Annotated in this window: 20 protein-coding genes and 1 pseudogene; 5 read left to right on the forward strand and 16 right to left on the reverse strand. The window is 51.4% G+C overall.

The features are described 5' to 3' along the window. The first annotated feature begins 149 nt into the window (after positions 1-149). The 3 genes from UNDKW_RS22130 (at position 150) to UNDKW_RS22140 (ending at position 3,654) form a co-directional block, all read left to right on the forward strand. A complete protein-coding gene (locus UNDKW_RS22130; protein WP_162060487.1) occupies positions 150-305 on the forward strand; it encodes a hypothetical protein in 156 nt (51 codons plus the stop codon). Positions 306-767: 462 nt separating this feature from the next. Next, a complete protein-coding gene (locus UNDKW_RS22135; RefSeq protein ID WP_162060488.1) occupies positions 768-1,772 on the forward strand; it encodes a ferritin-like protein in 1,005 nt (334 codons plus the stop codon). Between the two features lie 16 nt (positions 1,773-1,788). Then, entirely contained in the window at positions 1,789-3,654 is a 1,866-nt protein-coding gene (locus UNDKW_RS22140) for a hypothetical protein (RefSeq protein WP_162060489.1), read from the forward strand. 103 nt (positions 3,655-3,757) lie between these two features. Here the strand turns inward: UNDKW_RS22140 and UNDKW_RS22145 are convergent, their stop codons facing one another. Both UNDKW_RS22145 and UNDKW_RS22150 read right to left on the reverse strand, forming a co-directional pair. Then, the gene (locus UNDKW_RS22145; RefSeq protein WP_162060490.1) at positions 3,758-4,249 is read right to left on the reverse strand and encodes a DUF3060 domain-containing protein; all 492 of its coding nucleotides are present in this window, start codon (positions 4,247-4,249) and stop codon (positions 3,758-3,760) included. A 210-nt stretch (positions 4,250-4,459) separates the two neighbouring features. Then, positions 4,460-4,960 (reverse strand): GNAT family N-acetyltransferase, encoded by a 501-nt coding sequence (locus UNDKW_RS22150; protein ID WP_162060491.1) that lies wholly within the window; start codon positions 4,958-4,960, stop codon positions 4,460-4,462. Positions 4,961-5,151: 191 nt separating this feature from the next. Between UNDKW_RS22150 and UNDKW_RS22155 the strand changes: the two genes are divergently transcribed. Then, on the forward strand, positions 5,152-6,069 hold the full coding sequence (locus tag UNDKW_RS22155; RefSeq protein ID WP_162062069.1) for a LysR family transcriptional regulator: 918 nt from the start codon (positions 5,152-5,154) through the stop codon (positions 6,067-6,069). A 124-nt stretch (positions 6,070-6,193) separates the two neighbouring features. Here UNDKW_RS22155 and UNDKW_RS22160 read toward each other — a convergent pair whose 3' ends face one another. The 5 genes from UNDKW_RS22160 to UNDKW_RS22180 form a co-directional block, all read right to left on the reverse strand. Further along, positions 6,194-6,667 carry a hypothetical protein gene (locus UNDKW_RS22160; RefSeq protein ID WP_162060492.1) on the reverse strand — a complete coding sequence of 158 codons (474 nt, stop codon included), beginning with the start codon at positions 6,665-6,667 and terminating at the stop codon, positions 6,194-6,196. Between the two features lie 194 nt (positions 6,668-6,861). Then, a complete protein-coding gene (locus UNDKW_RS22165) occupies positions 6,862-7,212 on the reverse strand; it encodes a hypothetical protein (RefSeq protein WP_162060493.1) in 351 nt (116 codons plus the stop codon). Positions 7,213-7,320: 108 nt separating this feature from the next. Next, positions 7,321-7,908 (reverse strand): pilus assembly protein PilP, encoded by a 588-nt coding sequence (locus UNDKW_RS22170; RefSeq protein ID WP_162060494.1) that lies wholly within the window; start codon positions 7,906-7,908, stop codon positions 7,321-7,323. A 108-nt stretch (positions 7,909-8,016) separates the two neighbouring features. Next, complete coding sequence (aroQ, locus tag UNDKW_RS22175) at positions 8,017-8,661, reverse strand: gamma subclass chorismate mutase AroQ (RefSeq protein WP_162060495.1); 645 nt, start codon at positions 8,659-8,661, stop codon at positions 8,017-8,019. Positions 8,662-8,727: 66 nt separating this feature from the next. Continuing rightward, entirely contained in the window at positions 8,728-9,108 is a 381-nt protein-coding gene (locus UNDKW_RS22180) for a hypothetical protein (RefSeq protein ID WP_162060496.1), read from the reverse strand. A gap of 96 nt (positions 9,109-9,204) precedes the next feature. Here UNDKW_RS22180 and UNDKW_RS22185 point away from each other — a divergent pair. Continuing rightward, positions 9,205-10,370 (forward strand): annotated as a pseudogene (locus UNDKW_RS22185) (IS4 family transposase). Positions 10,371-11,189: 819 nt separating this feature from the next. Here UNDKW_RS22185 and UNDKW_RS22190 read toward each other — a convergent pair. From UNDKW_RS22190 to UNDKW_RS30885, 9 genes are all read right to left on the reverse strand, one after another. After that, positions 11,190-11,495, reverse strand: a complete 306-nt coding sequence (locus tag UNDKW_RS22190) for a hypothetical protein (RefSeq protein WP_162060497.1) — start codon at positions 11,493-11,495, stop codon at positions 11,190-11,192. A 58-nt stretch (positions 11,496-11,553) separates the two neighbouring features. Then, a complete protein-coding gene (locus UNDKW_RS22195; protein ID WP_162060498.1) occupies positions 11,554-12,303 on the reverse strand; it encodes a TylF/MycF/NovP-related O-methyltransferase in 750 nt (249 codons plus the stop codon). Positions 12,304-13,098: 795 nt separating this feature from the next. Next, positions 13,099-13,317, reverse strand: coding sequence for a hypothetical protein (locus tag UNDKW_RS22200; protein ID WP_162060499.1), 219 nt, complete (start codon positions 13,315-13,317; stop codon positions 13,099-13,101). A gap of 34 nt (positions 13,318-13,351) precedes the next feature. Further along, positions 13,352-15,496 (reverse strand): Ig-like domain-containing protein, encoded by a 2,145-nt coding sequence (locus tag UNDKW_RS31005; protein WP_162060500.1) that lies wholly within the window; start codon positions 15,494-15,496, stop codon positions 13,352-13,354. A gap of 389 nt (positions 15,497-15,885) precedes the next feature. Next, positions 15,886-16,269 carry a hypothetical protein gene (locus UNDKW_RS22210; RefSeq protein WP_162060501.1) on the reverse strand — a complete coding sequence of 128 codons (384 nt, stop codon included), beginning with the start codon at positions 16,267-16,269 and terminating at the stop codon, positions 15,886-15,888. Further along, a complete protein-coding gene (locus UNDKW_RS31215; RefSeq protein ID WP_162060502.1) occupies positions 16,266-17,876 on the reverse strand; it encodes an Ig-like domain-containing protein in 1,611 nt (536 codons plus the stop codon). The genes UNDKW_RS22210 and UNDKW_RS31215 overlap by 4 nt, the downstream gene beginning before the upstream one ends. Before the next feature lie 218 nt (positions 17,877-18,094). Then, positions 18,095-19,684: an IS66 family transposase gene (locus UNDKW_RS22220; protein ID WP_162059049.1), complete on the reverse strand. Its 1,590-nt coding sequence runs from the start codon at positions 19,682-19,684 to the stop codon at positions 18,095-18,097. Positions 19,685-19,727: 43 nt separating this feature from the next. Then, entirely contained in the window at positions 19,728-20,069 is a 342-nt protein-coding gene (tnpB, locus tag UNDKW_RS22225; protein WP_162059050.1) for an IS66 family insertion sequence element accessory protein TnpB, read from the reverse strand. Further along, the gene (locus UNDKW_RS30885; protein WP_255431519.1) at positions 20,069-20,194 is read right to left on the reverse strand and encodes a hypothetical protein; all 126 of its coding nucleotides are present in this window, start codon (positions 20,192-20,194) and stop codon (positions 20,069-20,071) included. The genes tnpB and UNDKW_RS30885 overlap by 1 nt, the downstream gene beginning before the upstream one ends. Positions 20,195-20,236: the final 42 nt, after the last annotated feature.

Below are 20,236 nucleotides of genomic sequence, written 5' to 3' on the forward strand. Positions count from 1 at the left end.
GCATGCTGAAGTAGCCTGGAACGTAGCGGGTGTCCAGGACGATGTTGACGCCCGTTATGGTCAAGCTTGGCACGCACGCCTGATTTGCGGCGCTTGGTCAGGCATTCATCCTCTGTAGGTGTGTGACTGCGTATCCACGAACGTTGGTAATGAAAATACTGCCCCCTGAGGCGAAGCCACAAGCCGGGCCGGCAGGTCGCACCCAACTGCTCATACCCGCCTGGCAACTCTTCCCTGCCTTGGGCTTGTTCCAGCGCCTGTTCCAGCATTTTTCTGACAAATCTGTCTCATTAATGCAAATTTGACAAAACATCCCCTACTTGACTATTATCATATAGTAAATTCAAATTATTAATTTATCTGACTTCTGTAGCCGCCGCAAACAGGGAAATCTTTCCAATAAACAACATGGTCGCGTCCGCCGGTTTTGTTCTGGCTTGCTGCCATGTCCCGTCTTCACTGTTTGTTGCGCACTGTGTTTTTGCCGTGCTTTTGCTGTATGTCCGCTGCGTGTCTGTTGCGTGTCTGCTGTTGGACAGCAGCGCAGGCCTGGGCTATGCCCAGGTCTTTTTGATCATGTATGCGCATTGCCTGTGGCTTGCAATATCTGTCGCAGGATAAACCGGGGATTGCCAACAGGCAGTCTCACCCGTCGTTTGTGTTTGTTGGTCCATGTTTGTCTATACCAAATCACTTCTTGCCAAGGAGAACAGCAATATGAATACGCATTTGACGCTTGACTGCCACCATGCATGCAGGGGGCAAGCATGATACGCTTACAACTATCCCCGATCACCAGTGTGGCGCAGGCGCAGGCCATGCTGGAGACTGCCATCAATGTGGAATTTGGCACCCTGCCGCCCTACCTGTATGCGCAACTGACGATACTGCCGGGCAGCAATGCACCCGCTGCCGGACGCCTGCGCTCCATCACGCATCAGGAGATGATCCATCTGTGCCTGGCGGCAAATATCCTCAATGCCCTCGGTGGCAGCCCCAAGCTGCAGCCGCCCAAATACCCCGGCCCATTACCCGGTGACATAGGCCACGACGGCAAGGTGCTGACCCTGCACATACTGCCGTTTGGCAAGCCCGCGATGCAGCAAGGCATGAATATAGAAATGCCGGTTGATCCTATCGATTTCCCGCAACTGAAACTGGCAGCATCGCCGACCAAGGCGGTCACCATAGGCCAGTTTTATGAAGCACTGGATGCCTACTTGAAAACCCTGCCCGCCACGGCCTGGCAGGCCAACCGCAACCAGATCGACGACAAGCAATTCTTCCCGGGCCAGTTGTTTGCTGTGAATAACTATGCAGATGCCCACAAGGCCATACAGATCATCGTCTCTGAAGGTGAAGGTGCCAGCACCAGCCCGCTGGACTTCAGTAATGAACTCGCGCACTTTTACCGCTTTGAAGAAATCTACCGCAACCAGGTACTGACAGCCAGTGATTCGCCGCAAGGTTTTTCCTGGGGCGGGCCGCTGGGTGTGGATTATGCCAAGGTCTTTCCAGCGATTGCGGACCCGCAACTGCATGATTTTTCCAAAGAACCGGCGGCAGCCAGGGCAGCGCAGAATGCCTGCACCAAGGCCTATAGCGCCATGGTCGATGCACTGAACCTGGCCCTGAATGGTGATGCGGCACAACTCGGCATTGCGGTACGCAAGATGTTTGATTTGCGCATGGCGGCCATCGAAGCCTTGCATACGCCCCTGAACGACAAGCACAAAGTCGCCGGGCCAGCCTTCATCTACAAAAAAACCTGAATCGGGAGAGAACAGCATGAGTATCCTGCAAACGCCGCGCATCCATTTCAAGGGACAGATTTCCTGGGACCCCATCGTCACCAATAACTACAAACGCTTTTATGACGAAAACACTTCCCAGACCGTCATGACACCGACCGAGACCATGCAACAGTTCCGCCAGAGCGCGATTGAATCGGTCAAGACCGGCGCTGGTGGCGGTAACTGGAACCCGCATGGCACCCACCGCGTGCAATTCTTTAATACCGCAGTCTCCAGTGTCGACCTGGGCAAGGGGCCGGTCACCACAGACAAGCTCGTTGGTGCCCCGGCCAAGCTCAGCGCTATGTTGATAGACCTGGAACCCTATGGTGCCTGCACTTCGCAATTATTCTTTGACGGCATCAGCTTTGGCATAGATGGCGGCTGCCGTGTTGCCGCGCCATGCAACCAGCGCTTTACGGCACGCTATATCAACTTCCAGCGCAATGCACAAGGCATTATCGCAGGCGTTGCCTCGGTCAACTGGCAGACATCCTTTTCCAAGCACGGCCTGCAGATTGATGTACATAAGAGTGATGCCCTCGCCGCCCTGCACCATGCACTGCAAGACAGTGATGCACAAGGCATCGTCGTCAGCTTCAATGCCTACTGCACAGTTTATTTCGATGACCCCAGCCTGGCCACAGCAGGTGCCTCTGCCACGACGGCACAATTCCAGGCATTACGCGACAAACTGACGAAAGGCGGCTTCCAGCCCAACCCTGCGCGCAGCCAGGTGGTCGGTACCATAGGCGTCTGGCGCAAGGACGAACCCATGCATGAACCAGGTGACCGCGCCCTGCTGCCAGTCGATAATGACAAGGCCTTTGTCGCGGCTGCCCATGCACGCCAGGGCAAGGGCATCATGACAGTCGATTTGTCGAACAGCGTCAGCGAAACCGGCATGGACCTGACCAAGCAGGACCTGGGTGCATTGCAACTCTTCCTGACTGGCAAGACCGATCCCATTGCCAGCATCGACTATGCCAAATATGACCGTAAGGCCTATGAGGCAGGCGCAGGTATCGTCACTTTTGATATCAGCAAGGTCAACCCTGTGGATATAGAAAAAGGCCAGCTTGAACTGCATAGCTCCAAATATGGCCTGCTGTTACAGGAGACTGTGCTGCGCCTGATACCGCACACGCCCAACCTGTATCTGGACCAGGGCCCGGCAGGCAATGTCAAGTTCACACTGTATTCGCGTGGCAAGCCGCTGCACCAGGTCAGCGATGTCACCCTGTTCCAATTATCGGCCAGCGGTGGCCAGGTGACGGGTACACAAAACCTCAAGACCGATGCACAAGGCGTGCTCAATGTCACGGCCAGCGCCACCAAGGGCACGGTCTATGCCTACCTGCCTGTACCCTCAAAAAGCGCCCCGCCACCAACCCAGGGCCTTGATACCCAGACCAATACCTATGCCTATGTACGCGTACGCCAGGCAGACAGCAATATCGCAGCCATGGCCCCTACCTGGGACAATGTGTATAAATACGTGCTCATCAACTGGAATGCCATGGCCCCCTGCATGGACAACTGGCTGGACCTGGCCAACCCGGCCCAGGTACATCAATACGCCAGCATCCTGCGCCGCCTGACCGCGCCTGCCGCATTTGAAACCTACCTGTTCATGCCGGTCACACGCGATATGACGGCAGGACAGCGCAGCCTGTTGTACAAGTTTCTCGACAAGCCATTGACTGCCCTGACTGCCGCCGAGCAGGCCGACCTCGCAGAAAAAGCACCCGCCATGGCACTCAAGGCAGCGCAGGTAACAGAGGCCGCCGATACAGAAGAAGCAGCCTTGCCTCACTTTGCCCAGCTCAGCCGCTCATTACGCAATCCCAACAATGAGTAATCCAAATAATGAGTAAAGCGATGGGTATATTGATTGGTAAATAAAAAGGGTGTGGATATCTGTTTGATTATCCACACCCTTTTCAAGTCAACGGCTTGCCTGCTTACTGCCTGCTGATCTGGTTATCATTACCCGAACTCTGCACCTGCGGCTTAGCCCCATTCACTCCCTGCGCCCACCTGACCTGATTATCGTTACCCACCACCTGCACCTTGCCCAGTTGTTCTATCGTGATCTGGTTTTCATTCCCGTTCACACTGACCTGGGGACAAACCCCGCTGAGGCTGATCTGGTTGCCGTTGCCCTGTATGCTCACAGGCTGGCCATTGCATTGCGTAGATTTGCTCATGTCATTGCCCATGATGCGTCCGCCATCGGCGCGTCCAGCCTGCTTGCCAGCGCCATTGCCGTTGCCATTACCGTTACCTTGCGCTGCATTCACGCTCACACCGGGCATCTGCACATTCGCCTTGCCCCCATTGTCCTGCGCCTTGACGCTGATGCCCGGCATATTGACCGACACATCGCCTGCATGGACAACGCATGTGCTGCCTGCCAATAATAAAACTGCCAATATATGTTTTTGGATAGTCATCATCCTGCCCTTATTTATCTCAACGATTGATCATGCTGTCTGTCTCTGCCTTGAAAAACCGGTACCAGCAGACAGGTGGCCTGTGAGTGATTTAAAACACTGTATTTACATTTTGCTCACCCTGGCAAAGCAGGATGCTAACATAATGCCAACACCACCCTCAAAAACTGCAAGGACCGAGAAGGAAAAAGGTCGATGATCATAACAAAATCAGGCTGCAGCCAGCGTCTTGCCACCTGCAGCAAAAGCCTGCAAACCTTCACCAGCAAGACGATAACGCACCCATTCATCCTGCGGCTGCGCACCTATCGACAAATAAAACTGTATCGCCGGTTCATTCCAGTCCAGCACACTCCATTCAAGACGACCACACCCACCCTCGACGGCCACCTGGGCCAGATGCCGCAGCAAGGCCTTGCCCGCGCCGCTGCCACGCTGGCCGGGCGAGATATACAGGTCCTCCAGATACATGCCCTTGCGTCCCAGCCAGGTCGAATAACTGAGAAAGTAAACCGCATAACCAACCGGCACATCATTGATGCTGCATATCAGGCCACGCGCCGGGCTGTCTGGCGCAAACAGGCTTTGCCTGACATCCTCGACACTGGCAATGACTTCATGCTCGGCTCTCTCATAAATCGCCAGCTCGGTGATATAGGCATGGATCAGGGCGGCGTCTTCGGGCTGGGCTGGGCGGATTTGTATATTCATGAATATCTCATTCGGTATCCCTCGTTCTTCAAAGATCGGGGGAGAAGTTTAGGGTGGGACAGTCTTAGCTCAATGAGCGTAACAGCAAAGTAACAGCAAAAATTGAAGGCCATCTACCTCGCATTTGCCACATCCTAACAAGCCAGCCTACAATGCGGCAAGTGCAATTACTTCAGACTATCATGCAGAACATGCATCTTGACCTGCGCAAGCTCGACCTCAATCTCTTGCTGGTATTTAATGCCCTGTACCAGCAACGCTCGGTCACGGCTGCCGCACATGAGCTGGCACTGAGCCCATCGGCCCTGAGCCATGCACTGGCCAGGCTGCGCACCGCCCTCGGAGACGAGTTATTCGTGCGGCTAGACAACCAGATGCAACCAACCTTGCGCGCCGACCAGATCGCTGAACCCATCAGCACGGCACTGGCACAATTGTCTGCCGGGCTCAGTCTCAGACAGCGCTTTGATCCCGCCACCAGCCAGCGCAATTTTGTCATCTCAGCCAGCGACTATACCGCCTTTGCGATACTGCCGCGCCTCATCAGCAGGCTGCAACAGGTCGCCCCCAATATCACCCTGCGCATCATCAACACCAGCCAAAAAATCGCCATCGCAGAACTGGCCGCAGGTCATATCGACTTCGCCCTTGGCTACGATGAAGAACGCAGCCCACTACCCGCAGGCCTGGAAGAATTTGACTGGCTGCAAGACGACTACGTCGCCATCGCCCGCCAACACCACCCGCATATCAAACGCAAACTGACATTAAAAACCTATCTGCAGGCTCGCCATGTCGTCGTCACCCCCTGGAATGAAAGCCGAGGCGTCATCGACTATGTACTCGACGGCATGGCCCTGCAAAGACAGGTCACCGTCCAGCTCCCCAATGTCCTGGTCGCCCCCTTCATCATCGCCAGCAGCGACCTCATCATGACCCTGCCCCGCAACGCCGCCAATACCCTGGCTCAGGCCGCAGGCATCGCCATCTACCCAGCCCCGTTTGCGATACCGCCCTATACTTTGAAAGTCTATAGTCACAGCAAATATGCTCGTAGCGATGCGCATTTGTGGTTAAGGGGGGTGATGATGGAAGTGGCAGAGAATTAGAGCCTTGGGTTTTTAAAAACCAGCTTTAAAATGCAGCCACGACGAAACGCACGTTACAATGCGCCACATCTCGCCACCGACTTTCTGAAAAAGACGCATGGATGGATTGCCTCACCCCACTGACTTACCTTGGTCGGTGAAACCAGCCACTGCTAGCAAGCCTGTCTCGATAAGCCTTTCCTGCATCAAATGGCTGGCTTATATCGATACCAATGATTGCGTCAATGTACTCGGCCGGGGGAAGATAATGATGCACTTCCATGTAATGCAGGATAAGGACAGGGGACGCAAAAATAATGTCTTCGTATGGTATCCACAATTCAGCATCCCGGATTAACTCACCGCCAGAATTGCAGATTTTGACTGGTCCGCAGACTTCGCAGAATGGAAAGCCTCTACCAGGTTCCACCGTTGGCTGAAAAATTTCATCCTGTCTGGCGACATCTTTGAGTTTTCTTAGAAGGGAGCTTCGCAACTCTCCTTTCTGAAAATCAGATTTCAAGTTTAACCATCCAACATTTTTCACGCCAACAAATGTGTAGGGACTGATTAAATGCGAATAATCAGTAATATCTTCATAAGCAAATAACTCTTGCATCGATATTGCCCTGGAATAGGTGAATGAGAATATATGACTTCAAATAAACTCTCGATATTTGGTTCATCAGCTTCTAGCGAAGTAACGTAACGTACGTTGCAATGCGCCGCATGTTGGTCAGAAACCACAGTGAGAAATAAGAGACTATCACGTCTTGCAGATCATATTACCGGCACTGGCAAGCTCAGCCTGCTTCAGACGGACTTCTTTCTCTGCCAGATCACAGTTTTTTCAAGACCGAAATATATAGTCTCTACCGTTGCCGGAATAGCGATCTCAGACGAAAAACTGACAGATGAATTTGCATGCGCTGGTGCCAAATGCACATAAACATGCAATGTTTTTCCCTCTGGTATTGTTCTTACTTCTTGCACGGCCAATGCACTATGAAATGCGAGACCAGATATTGTAATTGAAGATGACTTCGCGGTTACGTGCTCAGCAACTTTGAAGGCTTGCACATCCCGCGACTCTAATATCATCTTATCCCGTCCGGCGCACGCTGACAGGAAAAGCAGCATCATTACTATGGCTAATTCCTTCACGGCATCCTTAAAAAATTAAATTATTTCCATGCGCGTGCAGACCTTCCCGAGACTATGCACACACAATGTCATCCTGCATCAAGCCGATCTGGCCACGCAACATCACAACTACCGCGATAAATGCAATTCTATTTGTTTTGGCTTGTATTCACCTCTAGCATCAAGCTCCCATTCTTCTATCAACAGATGGTCACTCTTTATTTCGCGGACATTTCCAAAATTCCTCGTAATAAGATCATTCTTTCTGACTATGCGAGCGATGCCTGATTCATCGACAATTGTTGCTTGTCGCTTGCGAGAATCGACTGAAACCAGTTTCAAATTTTCGATACTGCCTACAAATCGAAGGCTTTTCAATAAGCTCACCAACTCTCTGTTATCTGCTTCAGGCAATCCAGAGATGGTAAAAATAATCAATCCAAAGTTAGCTTCGTCTTTAGTATCTTTGATTGAGATTTTTCGTTTTATTTTTTGATGATGCCGCTCTGACGAAATACATTTCAGATCATCCAATGTGATCATCACAGACATATCAGAAATTTCGCAATCAAGCTGGTGATCTGACACACGTAATCCATAATCAAACACAATGAGTTGTGATCCCTTGCTCAAGCTAAATGCCTGACTATCGGGAGATCTGTTTTTTTGAAAGCGCCAACCGGGTGACACATCCAAAAATACCGGGGGTTGCCACACAGGCTTTCCATAGACAGAAATCTGCAGAACAAGCAATATGCAAAATAAAAGAGCTCTATTCACGGAAACGGTTTTCTCAATTTTATCGACCAGATTAGTTGGGTAAGTTCACCTGTCAGCTAAACCTCCAAGCGCATGCTCCCACGCAGCCGCATAGCCGGGCATAGTTTGCAATACGCCTGCACGCACACCGGTATCTGCCGCTGCCAGCTTCACTGCCTGCTGACGATCTTTAGTCTGCAAGGCCGGTTGCGCTTCGGCCAGCGCTGCCAATAGCTGTGGCGTCAGCTTGTCGAGTGCCGGGCGGATTGCTGTCTTCAGGTCAGGCGGATTGTCAAACGGGGCCTGCGCTTTGCTCACCCACTCTGCAAACAAGGCCGTCTGTATCATCTTGCCAGCCACTATCTGTGCAGTAAAAAAGTCCTGTACCTGTCTGGGTGCCAGGCCATATTGAATTGCCTGCTGCGCCAGTGCATCCAGTATTTGCTGCTCACGCACGGGGTCGTCAATCGCTGCTTTGGCGTTCCACTTGTACATGGCGACATCTTGCGCGAGATTCAGGCGTTGCTGCATGAGACCCATCAAACTCACGAGACGCGGGTCGCTCGCGTTCTCGGCCTGGGCAGGATGTGACAGCGACAGTGCAGCGCATGCGAGGGCCACATAAGCCATATAAGTCACATAAAGCAGCCATGGCAAAAAAACTTTTTGCGCAGTGCGCTGTGCTAAAGTGGAAAAAGAATGGTCTGTCATCAGTAATCGCCAGCCTGTTTGTGAAATCGATAAATGACATTGTAATGCCCTGGCTCCGCTTTAAACCTAGCAACTTTTTATTTCAGGTTCTTCCCAGGCCAGCACGCTTACACAGCCATTGCTGCTGGTGATTAAAAATTCCTGGATGGCGGCGATATCCTTTCTCAGAAAACCGGGCCGCAATGATTCTTGCGCATACCAACCGCCTTCTTCAATTTGAAACACCCAGTGTTCAGAATCTGCACATGCCGGCCAAAATTCAAGTAAATCACCTTCATCCAAAAGACGGAATCCGCAGATTTCTGCAAAGCTCGCTTGATAGCTTTTATTTTCTTGCGATGACTCAACCGTAACAGTCAATTTCCCCAGATCGTAACAAACCTGCGTCACATCTGATCTGGAATCACTAGTGTCCCAACGTTTACACATCAGGGGTTTGTAAGTCAATGATTTGTTTGCATAAAATGATGTTTTTATCTGGTCTCGATTTGAACGTCGAGGCGCAGAATTGGAGCTTTTTGCGGATATCCGCCAAAGGCTCCTATGCATCAGGGCAAACTCGTTTTCTCGCAGGTCATGACGTATTTGCCACTGACCACCTTTCGATGATGCGTCGCAGCCCACAGGGGCGATCACAAGGTCAAGGATTTTTCCTGTCTGGATCAATTCTTCGCCATGGCCTTTGCGCAGTTGACCTATCGGGAATCGCTGCGCGATATCGAAGTCAATTTGCGCGCTCAGCCCCATCGGCTGTACCACATGGGATTTCGCTGCGCGACGATTTCCCGCAATACGTTGGCCAATGCAAACGCCACGCGCCCCTGGCAAATTTACGCCGATCTGGTGCAACATCTGATTGCAATGGCGCGCCCGTTGTATGCCAGCGAACCATTTGGCGTGGACCTCGATGCAACGGTCTATGCGTTCGATGCCACTACCATCGATCTGTGTTTATCGGTGTATCCGTGGGCACCTTTTCGATCCGCCAAGGCGGCCATCAAATTGCATACACTGCTGGACCTGCGCGGCTCTATTCCCAGCTTCATTCATATCACCGACGGCAAGACCCACGAGGTCAATATTCTCGACGATCTGCTCATCGAGCCAGGAGCGTATTACCTGATGGATCGCGGCTACCTGGATTTCGCCCGATTGCACAGGCTGCATGCGGCGGGCGCCTTCTTTGTCACGAGAGCAAAAAGCAATACCAAGTTCAAGCGTCGGTATTCGCAGCCAGTCGATCGGGCGACGAGCAGCGTTATCTGCGATCAGACGGGCGTCCTCCCGCTCTTCTACGCAAGCAAGGACTACCCGGCGACTTTGCGTCGTGTCGTCGTCAAGGACGACACTGGGGAACGCATCATTTTTTGACCAACAATTTCACTCTCAAACCGGAGATGATCGCTGCGCTTTACAAGCAGCGTTGGCAGGTCGAATTGTTCTTCAAGTGGATCAAGCAACATTTGCGTATCAAAACCTTCCTGGGAACCAGCGAGAATGCCGTGAAGACGCAAATATGGATCGCAGTCTGTACTTATGTACTCATCGCTATCGTCAAAAAACGTCTGCATTTGCCTCACAGTCTTTACGAGATTCTACAAATCCTGAGTCTCACCATGTTTGAAACAACACCAATAAATCAATTACTTACGCCGCCATCGGGAAATATCAATGACGAAAATCAACCAAAACAGATGTCTCTACTATGAGAAACGTTGGGACACTAGTGATCTGGAATGAAACATCATTGTCGACTTCAAAGCCCTGGCTTTCATCTTAAAACTCTTTTAAAAGGTGTAATTTCAATCTTATAAGAGCATCCGGCTGCGCAGAATAAAATGAGCAGGAAAGACAGGAAGAGAAATTTTTTCTTGATGAGCAATTCGGGCATGATATCCGTGGAGAATGAATAAAATAAAAGAAAATGAGTGAGCAGGGCAAGATCGCGACTATATCTGGAATCAAATTTTCAAAAGAAGACGGGGGCAGTTCTAATATTCCAACATTTTCCAAACCAGTACGCAAAAACGCCGCATGGCTTTGCTTTGGACTTTACTTTACAAACACCTCGCGACGTCACGTGATACAAAACTTCAGTAAATTCTAAACGTAGTGGTCTGACCATGTGTAAAGCAAAACATAACCGCTAAGATATGGCCGAAAATGTATGAATGAAAGCGTAGTAATCGGCTCGCTGCCGAAAATCGCGCCGAAACAAACATTAAAATTTATTCATTGAAAATCAATGAATTAGAATGTTTGCTTAAGAGACCTTTCACGTTGAAGCAAAAGGCACGACGGCATTCTGAAACGAGCGAGTGATGGCGCAGTAAATATTATCGCGGTGTATTGCGAGTATGTTGTTCGGCTACTTGACTGCCGGGGGATAATGGGTGCCCCCGTTTTTTCTGAGAAAGCATGGATTGTTATGAGGGATGAGCGTTAGCACTCGTAGGCACGGTGCATTGCAATCGCAAAAAGTCACCACATCACCGTCTCTCGTAGGAGAGCTTGAGAAAAGCCTGAACTTAGCTATTCTTATTCAATTTGCTCATGACAAACCCGAGCATGTTCGATATTGCTCTTTCTTGAAAGCCACTCCCGGCCAGGTGCAGTTTGAAGCTTTTGGCGAATTGCACTTTTTTGTAGAAATTCATGCTTTGCATCAGATTGAACTGATAGATTTTCATCGTCAGATACTGCAAGACTTCCTGTTTCTTGATTAAAAATCTGTCATTTTCCATCGCCATTTCTTGCGGCAAATTGCTGACTATATGTTCTGCCAGTAAATGCCCCAAATTCTTCGCAGCGTCTGCATTGAACCAGTTAAACATCAGGTGCTCTCAATAATTGATAAATAGTGTCGGGCATTCAGCAGTGATGGCAGAGTACTTATGCATGCTTGATGACCATGCCTTGACCGGTAGGCAACTCCAGCACCTGATAGCCATTTTTTTCGAACCAGGGGTCTTCAAGCAATTTCTGCTTTCTATAATATGCCCAGCCATAGTCATCCAGTATCAACACGGCACCTGGAACCATTCTCTGGAACAAAACATCCAGCGCACCTATTTCTGCTTCCGGGTTATTGATATCCAGATGCATGAAAGCGATTTTCTCGGGGGCTGCGATTGTCAGGCTGTCAGGGATATTGCCTTGCGTGACACGGACATTGGGGAAGTCGGAAAATCTTTCCTGAACTTGCTGATACAGGTTCTTGCCATGCTCAGGCATGTCGTGATGCGGCATGCTGTCGTCATGTTCAAACAAATCATACAGAAAATACTTTTTACTGGATTCTTTCATATCGACGTAGTCGCATACAATACGAGCTGTCGTGCCTTTGTAGCAGGCAATTTCAACAAAATCGCCGTCGAGTTTTTTACCATTCTTTGCCGCCCAGCATACAGTTGCGTAACGCCATATCAACGATTGCTCTGCCGTATTACTTGTATGCGCATGGAAGGCAGCCATAAACTTCTCGTCTTCAAGAAAACTCAGGTTGCGGTTATAGGTGTACATATTATCGCCAGCGAAGATGCCGACTTTGTGCTCTACCTGATCAACAGTTTCCTGTATGAGTTTCATGAACGTACCATGGTCTTTGAGGCCATAGAACTGGCTGGTCGTAAAATTTTGCATGGAATTATTTTCTGGTCAGTATATGGATATTGCTTGTTTGTTTTAAAGCGTGTCAGATGTGCAGGTCCCAATTGCTGGCGAGCAGCTTGCAATGAGGGGAAACTTTTTCATGGCCTTAATGGCTTTTTCCCTCTTTCAGACCAGAGACCTACAAGCCTGCCATCAGACGGATTAAATCTTTCCAGAATATAACATAACTTGTCTATTTGATCAAAAATAGAACCAGCATCCCTACCCAAAAGATACTGTTAACGCTACGTAATCGTACATTTGTGGGAACGGAAAAAGAATATCTCCAGCAGAACCTCTAGCCGTTGTCTAATAGCATCTACAACTCTAATGCCTGAATGGGAATTCCGCTCTTGTCAAAAAAGGCTAACGACCAGGTTAGCCATCTCTGGGGTTGGATCACAAGCCATCAGAACTGATTGGACACGCAGTATCTGCCATCATAATCGTTGTTTTACAATGAGTCGTCTGCAATGCGAGCCACAAGGGGTTGGAACCGAATCCGGTAGCCACAGATCTGCCCATCACTTGAACGCAACGCGGTACTGAGATGCTTCTGGAGTAGCTGTGCTAATGGGCGAAATCCAGCTTGATGTTTCGCTAGATCCACATGGGTGAAGCTGCGATTCACGCAACCACACGTTGAAGCAAAAGGCACGACGGCATTTTGAAACAAACGTGTGATGGCACAGCAAATCTTATCGCGGTGTGTTGCGAGTATGTTGTTCGGCTACTTGACTACCGGGGGCTAATGGGTGACCCCGTCTTTACAGTTGGCAGGCATCATCAATCTTCAGGCTCACCATCAACTTGGTCCTTTTCAAAAAATATGCGTTTAGTAGAATAATATGCAGCAATAAACCATAAAACTACTAAAACAGGAATCACATAAGGACCAATATCAATATGAAAAAATTTATGCAATATTATCAATGGCAATATGAAGATAAACATGGCCGCAAAAACCTGATAGATGCGGAGTAGTGAATTAGACTTTTTTTTCATATTACACCTCAAAAAACACTTCATTTATTGCTATTTAATCTTTCGACGCGTCATCTTCTTCGTGATTTGTATAAACGTACTTACTCCAACATTTCATTGCCCCGCATACAGTTCCCATACCAATTTTAGGCCTCACCGAGAAAATCTTCATTGGATCAAAATTGAAACTTGGATTGCCATCACTTTGTTCTAATGAGACACCTCCAGTTGGATTAGTCATTATTATGCCACTAGATTCTGACCAACCTATTTCTACCCCACCTGCACCAACACCAACAGAAGGACCACCGCCTGCATACATCCCCGGCCCCACGACTACGCAATATTTTTGGTAGACGCCCCAATGGCCTTTATTATCAAAACCGACACCATACTCGACAGTGCCACCTTTCATAAGGGCATGGATTTGCGCACCGACAGAAACCTGCATGTTCATTGCGCCACCCTGTTTGTCGTGCACAGGAGAAATATATTGCTTAAAGAAATTCATGAAGTCGATCGCCCCTGCTTGTAAGCCCAATCGATCTGATAATGTGAGCGGCCTCGCTTTAACATAGCCGTAGGTATTAATTCCTCCATTCAACCCAATCGGATCAGATTCCACATACCTTCCTGTCTGCGGATCGTAATCCCGATGGTAGTTATAGTGCAGCCCCGTCTCCTGATCATAATACTGCCCCGGAAACCGCTGATTAAACACGAACTTAGTTGGTTGGCTGGCTGGCTGCTCATTCGGCAGCGTCTCCCCAAACGGCGCACTATCCCAACGCCAGACTTCCGTCCCTGTCGCGTCCGTAATCACCCTCGGTGTATTGAGATGATCTGCATGAATATCATACGCCTTTGGTGTATTGGCAGTCACTGCGACTGGTACTGCTGCTGAAGTCGTGCTTGCACCGAGGTTGTCTGTAGCTTTTGCCGTCAGGCTGTAACTCCCTTGAGCCACATTCGCCCAGTTGGTCGTATACGGTGCCTGCGTCACTGTCGCAATGCTGGTTGCGCCATTCAGGAACTCCACTTGCGCAATCGTGCCGTCTGTATCCGTTGCTGTCGCATTCAGGATGATGGTCGCTGGCGCTGTGCCATTGGCCGGGTTGGCTGTGAGGCTGACCGTTGGTGCTGAGTTGTTGATGACATTGACGGTGACAGGTGCCGTGGTTGCCGTGGCGTTCTTATTGTCTGTCGCCTTGGCCGTAACGTTATAGCTGTTGGCCGTGACATTGCTCCAGTTGACGCTATAGGTCGTGCCGTTCGTGACTGTGGGTGCGGTGGCTGCGAGGCTGATGCCTGCTGGTGCAACGAAGCTGCCATTCGCTGGTGCAGTCTGGGTAGTTTGCTTGAGTGCGGGTGTCAGGCTGACAGTTGGTGGCGTCGTTGCTGCGGCCTTGACTTGCACACTAACCGGGTTACTGGTTTGTGTGAGGCTTTGGCTGTCGGTGACTTTGGCTGTCAGGCTATAAGTACCGATTGCGGCATTGGTCCAGCTATAACTGTAGGGGCTGGCTGTTGCGCTACCCAGCAGTGTTGCTCCATTGTAGAACTCGACTTTTGAGATGGTGCCTTTGCTGTCTGCTGCTGTGGCAGTGATGGCGATCGGTGTACCTACCGTGACACTGGCATTGTTGGCGGGTGCGGTGACATTGACAGTGATCGGGTTGGTAACGATGATGCTGACGGGGGTGCTGGTCGTTGTGCCGCTGAGGTTGTCGGTTGCCTTGGCGGTGATGCTGTAAGTACCAGGTGCGACGTTTGTCCAGCTATAGCTGTAGGGTGCGGCTGTATCACTGTTGAGCAAGGTAGTGCCGTTATAGAACTCGACTTTGCTGATGCTGCCATCTGCATCTGTGGCATTGGCCGTCAGGGTGATGGTGGCTTTACCAGCAACGCTGCTGTTGTTGGCGGGTGCTGTGATGCTGACGGTGGGGGCATTGTTGACGACGACGGCAACTGCGGTCGAGGTCTTGGTTTCATTGTGGCTATTTGTCGCTTTGGCGGTGAGGCTGTAGCTGCCAGTGGTGACATTGCTCCAGTTGTAGCTGTAGGGGGCTGTCGTGGCTGTACCCAGTAATGTCGTGCCTTGATAGAACTCGACCTTGCTGATGGTGTCGCCGGTGTTGGTGGCAGTGGCTGTCAGGGTAATGGCTGCGGGTGCACCGTAGCGGGCATTGGCGGCTGCCATTTCCGAACTCTACACAGCTATAACTTCTTTTTATAGGTGGAGCGGCTGGACGCTTACCCATCATAATCGTTGTTTTACAATGAGTCGTCTGCAATGCGAGCCACAAGGGGTTGGAACCGAATCCGGTAGCCACAGATCTGCCCATCAATTGGACGCAACGCGGTACTGAGATGCTTCTGGAGTAGCTGTGCTACTTGGGCGAAATCCAGCTTGATGTTTCGCTAGATCCACATGGGTGAAGCTGCGATTCACGCAACCACACGTTGAAGCAAAAGGCACGACGGCATTTTGAAACAAGCGTGTGGTGGCGCAGTAAATATTATCGCGGTGTGTTGCGAGTATGTTGTTCGACTACTTGACTACCGGGGGCTAAAGGGTAACTCCGTCTTTCACTTAGTAAAAATAGTATCCTCAAGCGCTAGTGTTTTTTTGTTATATACAAGATAAATACATCCTCCAAACACAAATTCGACTTTACTCCCAGATTTTGGCCAAAATTGAACTGTATACGAATTGGATTCTTCAAGGATTTTTACTTCGTAATTTTCGACTTTGCTATAAAACCCATTGTCAGCTTTGTAATTTAATTTCTTCAGAATTTTTGTGATTTTAATATATGACAAGTAGCTGACTTTTAACAGTTCAGCAGACATCTCCACTTTCGGTGCTAATGGCGGGTATCTATCATAGACGACGCTACCTTCTTGACCATGGCAATCATAAGAAGTCAACAAGTTGATCACAAAAAAGGATAACCATAATATTCGTTTCATTCACATTTACCCAAGTCTGTTGTTTTTCCAGGGATACCAATTTCTGCTGGGTCATAACGCTTTATGCGATTTAGAGGAGTACCTAAATACGAAGGTACACGCTCTCTATATGCATGTATCTTATCTTTGTCGGAAAAATCCTCGTCAGAGGGCCGTATATATTTTCCATGCGTATGGTACATCGCCACAGCAGTACTATGTCGCTCACCTGGGTTTGAATTATGGCTACCTTCTTCGCCATAGTATTTTCTACCTTCGGTATACGAGTACGTACCATTAGGATTTCTATATATCCAACCGGCATACTCTCTATTCTGTTCAATTGAGCGTGGATTGTAATCTTTTATTGCTTCCCTAGCAGCCCGCTCACGGCTAGCATATTCACATTTAGGGCACAATCCAAGTATGTCTATCATGTCTATAGGACTTCCATCAACATAGGCGTACGTGTTTTTTCCACCAGCTAATCCAATAGGATCAGACTGGACATACCTCCCCACCGCCGGATCATAATCCCTAAAATAATTGTAATGCAGCCCAGTCTCAGCATCATACTGCTGCCCAGGGAAGCGCAAGTTGAACGTGAACTTGGCCGTTGCTTGAGTCGGCTGCTCATTCGGCAAGGTCTCTCCAAATGGCGCAGTATCCCAGCGCCAGACCTCGTTACCATTCTGGTCTGTGATCACACGCGGCGTATCTATCTGGTCCGTATGGATATCATAAATCTTTGGTGCACTTGCCGTCACTGCGACTGGTACTGCTACTGAGGTCGTGCTTACCCCCAGGTTGTCCGTGGCTTTTGCCGTCAGGCTGTAACTCCCCTGCGCCACATTCGCCCAGTTGGTCGTGTACGGTGCCTGCGTGACTGTGGCAATGCTGTTGGTTCCGTTGAGGAACTCGACTTGCGCTATCGTGCCGTCGCTGTCTGTTGCTGTCGCATTCAGGATGATGGTTGCTGGTGCCGTGCCATTGGCCGGGTTGGCTGTGAGGCTGACCGTTGGTGCTGAGTTGTTGATGACATTGACGGTGACTGGTGCTGTCGTTGCCGTGGCGTTCTTGTTATCGGTCGCCTTGGCGGTGATGTTATAGCTGTTGGCTGTCACATTCGTCCAGTTGACACTGTAGGTGTTGCCGTTGGTGGTCGTTGGTGCGGTGGCAGTCCCTATCAGTGTTGCCCCTTGATAAAACTCAACCTTGCTAATCGTGCTGCCGGATGCGGGTGTAGCTGTCGCTGCCAGGCTGATGCCTGCCGGGGCAATGAAGGTGCCATTCGCTGGTACAGTCTGGGTAGTTTGCTTGAGTGCGGGTGTCAGACTGACAGTGGGTGGCGTTGTCGCTGCGGCCTTGACTTGCACACTGACTGCGGTACTGGTTTGCGTGAGGCTTTGGCTGTCAGTGACTTTTGCTGTCAGGCTATAAGTACCGATTGCGGCATTGGTCCAGCTATAACTGTAGGGGCTGGCTGTTGCGCTACCCAGCAGTGTTGCTCCATTGTAGAACTCGACTTTTGAGATGGTGCCTTTGCTGTCTGCTGCTGTGGCAGTGATGGCGATCGGTGTACCTACCGTGACACTGGCATTGTTGGCGAAGATGGGGTCAGGTCTCACATTACGACAATTCTAAACTAAGAAATGCATGAGTGGTTTTGCCCTGCTTCAAATGCCCGCACTGCCCTGCTGACCGTGACGTAGTGGACAGAGAAAAAAGCAGCAATCTCCGCCATGGAATATGCGCCAGAGCGATAAGCCTGGGCCATGGCCTCATTGCGATCACTGAAGTTTTCCTGGTAGGGTAAGCGTCCAGCCGCCCCACCTATAAAAAGAAGTTATAGCTGTGTAGAGTTCGGAAATGGCAGCAGCGAATCGATCTGGTTGTTAGGGCACGTCGGGAGACGTTCCAGGACGCTGGTCAGCCATTGCATCGGATCAAGGCCATTGAGCCTGGCGGTGCCCAGCAAGGTCTGGATGGCGGCAGCACGGCGGCCGGCGCGTTCTGAGCCGGCGAACAGCCAGTTCTTCTTGCCTATGGCAATCGGACGTATCGCGTTTTCGACCGCATTGTTATCAATCGGCAGCGTGCCCGAATCGATATAGCGCACCAGCGCCGGCCAGCGTTTGAGTGCGTGCTCAATGGCCTTGCCCGTGCCGCTGCCTGGTGCGACAGCTTGTTGCATCGTCTGCAGCCAGGCATGCAGTTCAACCAGTACCGGCCTGGCTTGCACTTGCCGTAGTTGCAGGCGCGCTTCGGCCGTCGCGCTCGCGGCCTGTTGCTCGATGGCGTACAGTGTTGCGATGCGGCGTAGTGCCTCGGCCGCCACCGGGCTGCCGTTGGCCGCATGTAGCTCGAAGAACCTGCGCCGCACGTGGGCCAGGCAAGCCAGTTCGGTCACGCCATCGGCGAACAGTGCCTTGTAGCCGGCATAGTCATCCACCATAAGATGGCCGCGCCATGTACCGAGGAAGGTGCGTGCGTGAGCACCGGCACGGCCGCTCTGGTAGTCAAACACGATAATGGGTGGCCCCTGGTCCAGATGGTTGGAGCGATAGGCCCACAAATAGGCGTGTTTGGTCTTGCCCTGGCCGGGATCAAGTTGGCGTACCGGGGTTTCGTCGGCATGCAGGCAAGGCCGCTGCAGCAGCAGCCCGGCTAGTCGCTCGCTTAAGGGTTGCAATACCACGCCGAGCTTACCTATCCAGCCTGCCAACGTAGAACGCGCCAGCGGCACACCCTGGCGGGCGGCGATCTGTTCCAGCCGGTACAGCGGCAAATGATCGGCAAACTTGCTGACCGCAACCCAGGCCAACAAGCCGGGAGCGGCGAGGCCACCATCGATCACCGCTGGCGGGATCGCCGCAGCGGTGACCGTGTCGCAGCCACGGCAGGCATATTGAGGACGAATATGGCGATGCACAAAGAAGCGTGCTGGTTCGACATCAAGTTGTTCGCTGACGTCTTCGCCGATCTTGACCAGGTCGCGCCCGCAGGCTGCACATTGGCAAGAGCTTGGTTCATGGCGGTACTCAATGCGCGGCAGTTCGCTGGGCAGCGGCTGGCGACCGGCACGGCTGCGCGGCTTGGCCGGACGCGGCGCTTGCAGCGCCTCCAGTTCGGCCTCCATCGCCGCCAGGTCGGCATCGCCGGCTTCGTTGAACATATCCAGTTGCTCGCCGCTGTAGGCTTCGCTGGCCTTGCCGAAACGGATGCGCCTGTGATGCGCCAGTTCCAGCGTCAGTGCCTTGATCTTGATGTCCTTGGCGTGCCCAGCGGCACTCAACGCATCCTGCTGTCTCTGCAGGACGTGTAGTTGGGCATCCTTCGCAGCGATCAACTCGTCCTTCTGGGCCAGCATGGCCTGCAACTGCGCAAGGAGCGCAGGGTCGGCGTTGGTATGGGCGAGTTGTTCGAGCAGATCCATGGCGCCATGTTAACAGATTCGCGTCGAAGTTAACAGGGACTTGCTACAGTGCCCAGGCTGCCGGAGCCGGTGCCGACAAGCGCTGCCAATCGACGCCGGCCACCAGCCACTGCCATTGCTCGGCGGTCAATTGCCAACTGAGCTCGCCAGGCTTGGGCCAGACGAATTGACCACGGTGCAGGCGGCGCACGCACATCCACACGCCGTTGCCATCCCAGCACACCACTTTGAGGCGTGTGTGGCGCCGGTTGCTGAAAACGTAGGCAGTACCGTCGCAAGGCATACGCCCCAGTGCTTGCTGGACGTAGGTTGACAGGCGGTCGATCCCGGCGCGGATGTCGACCGGCTGCACCGCCAGCCAGATGGCATCTGCCTGCCATTGCATCACAGGCCACGCAGCAGGTCGGACAGCCAGTCCGCCTTGACCTCGGGTGGCAGACGCAGTTCCCAGCCTTGCGGGCTGCGCAACATCAGCCCTGTGGGAGCAGAAGGAGCAGATGTTACTTGCACGGGTAATAGCGCAATGCCGGGATGCTGCGCTTGGGATGCTGA

The organism is Undibacterium sp. KW1, assembly GCF_009937955.1.
Taxonomy (GTDB): Bacteria; Pseudomonadota; Gammaproteobacteria; order Burkholderiales; family Burkholderiaceae_D; genus Undibacterium.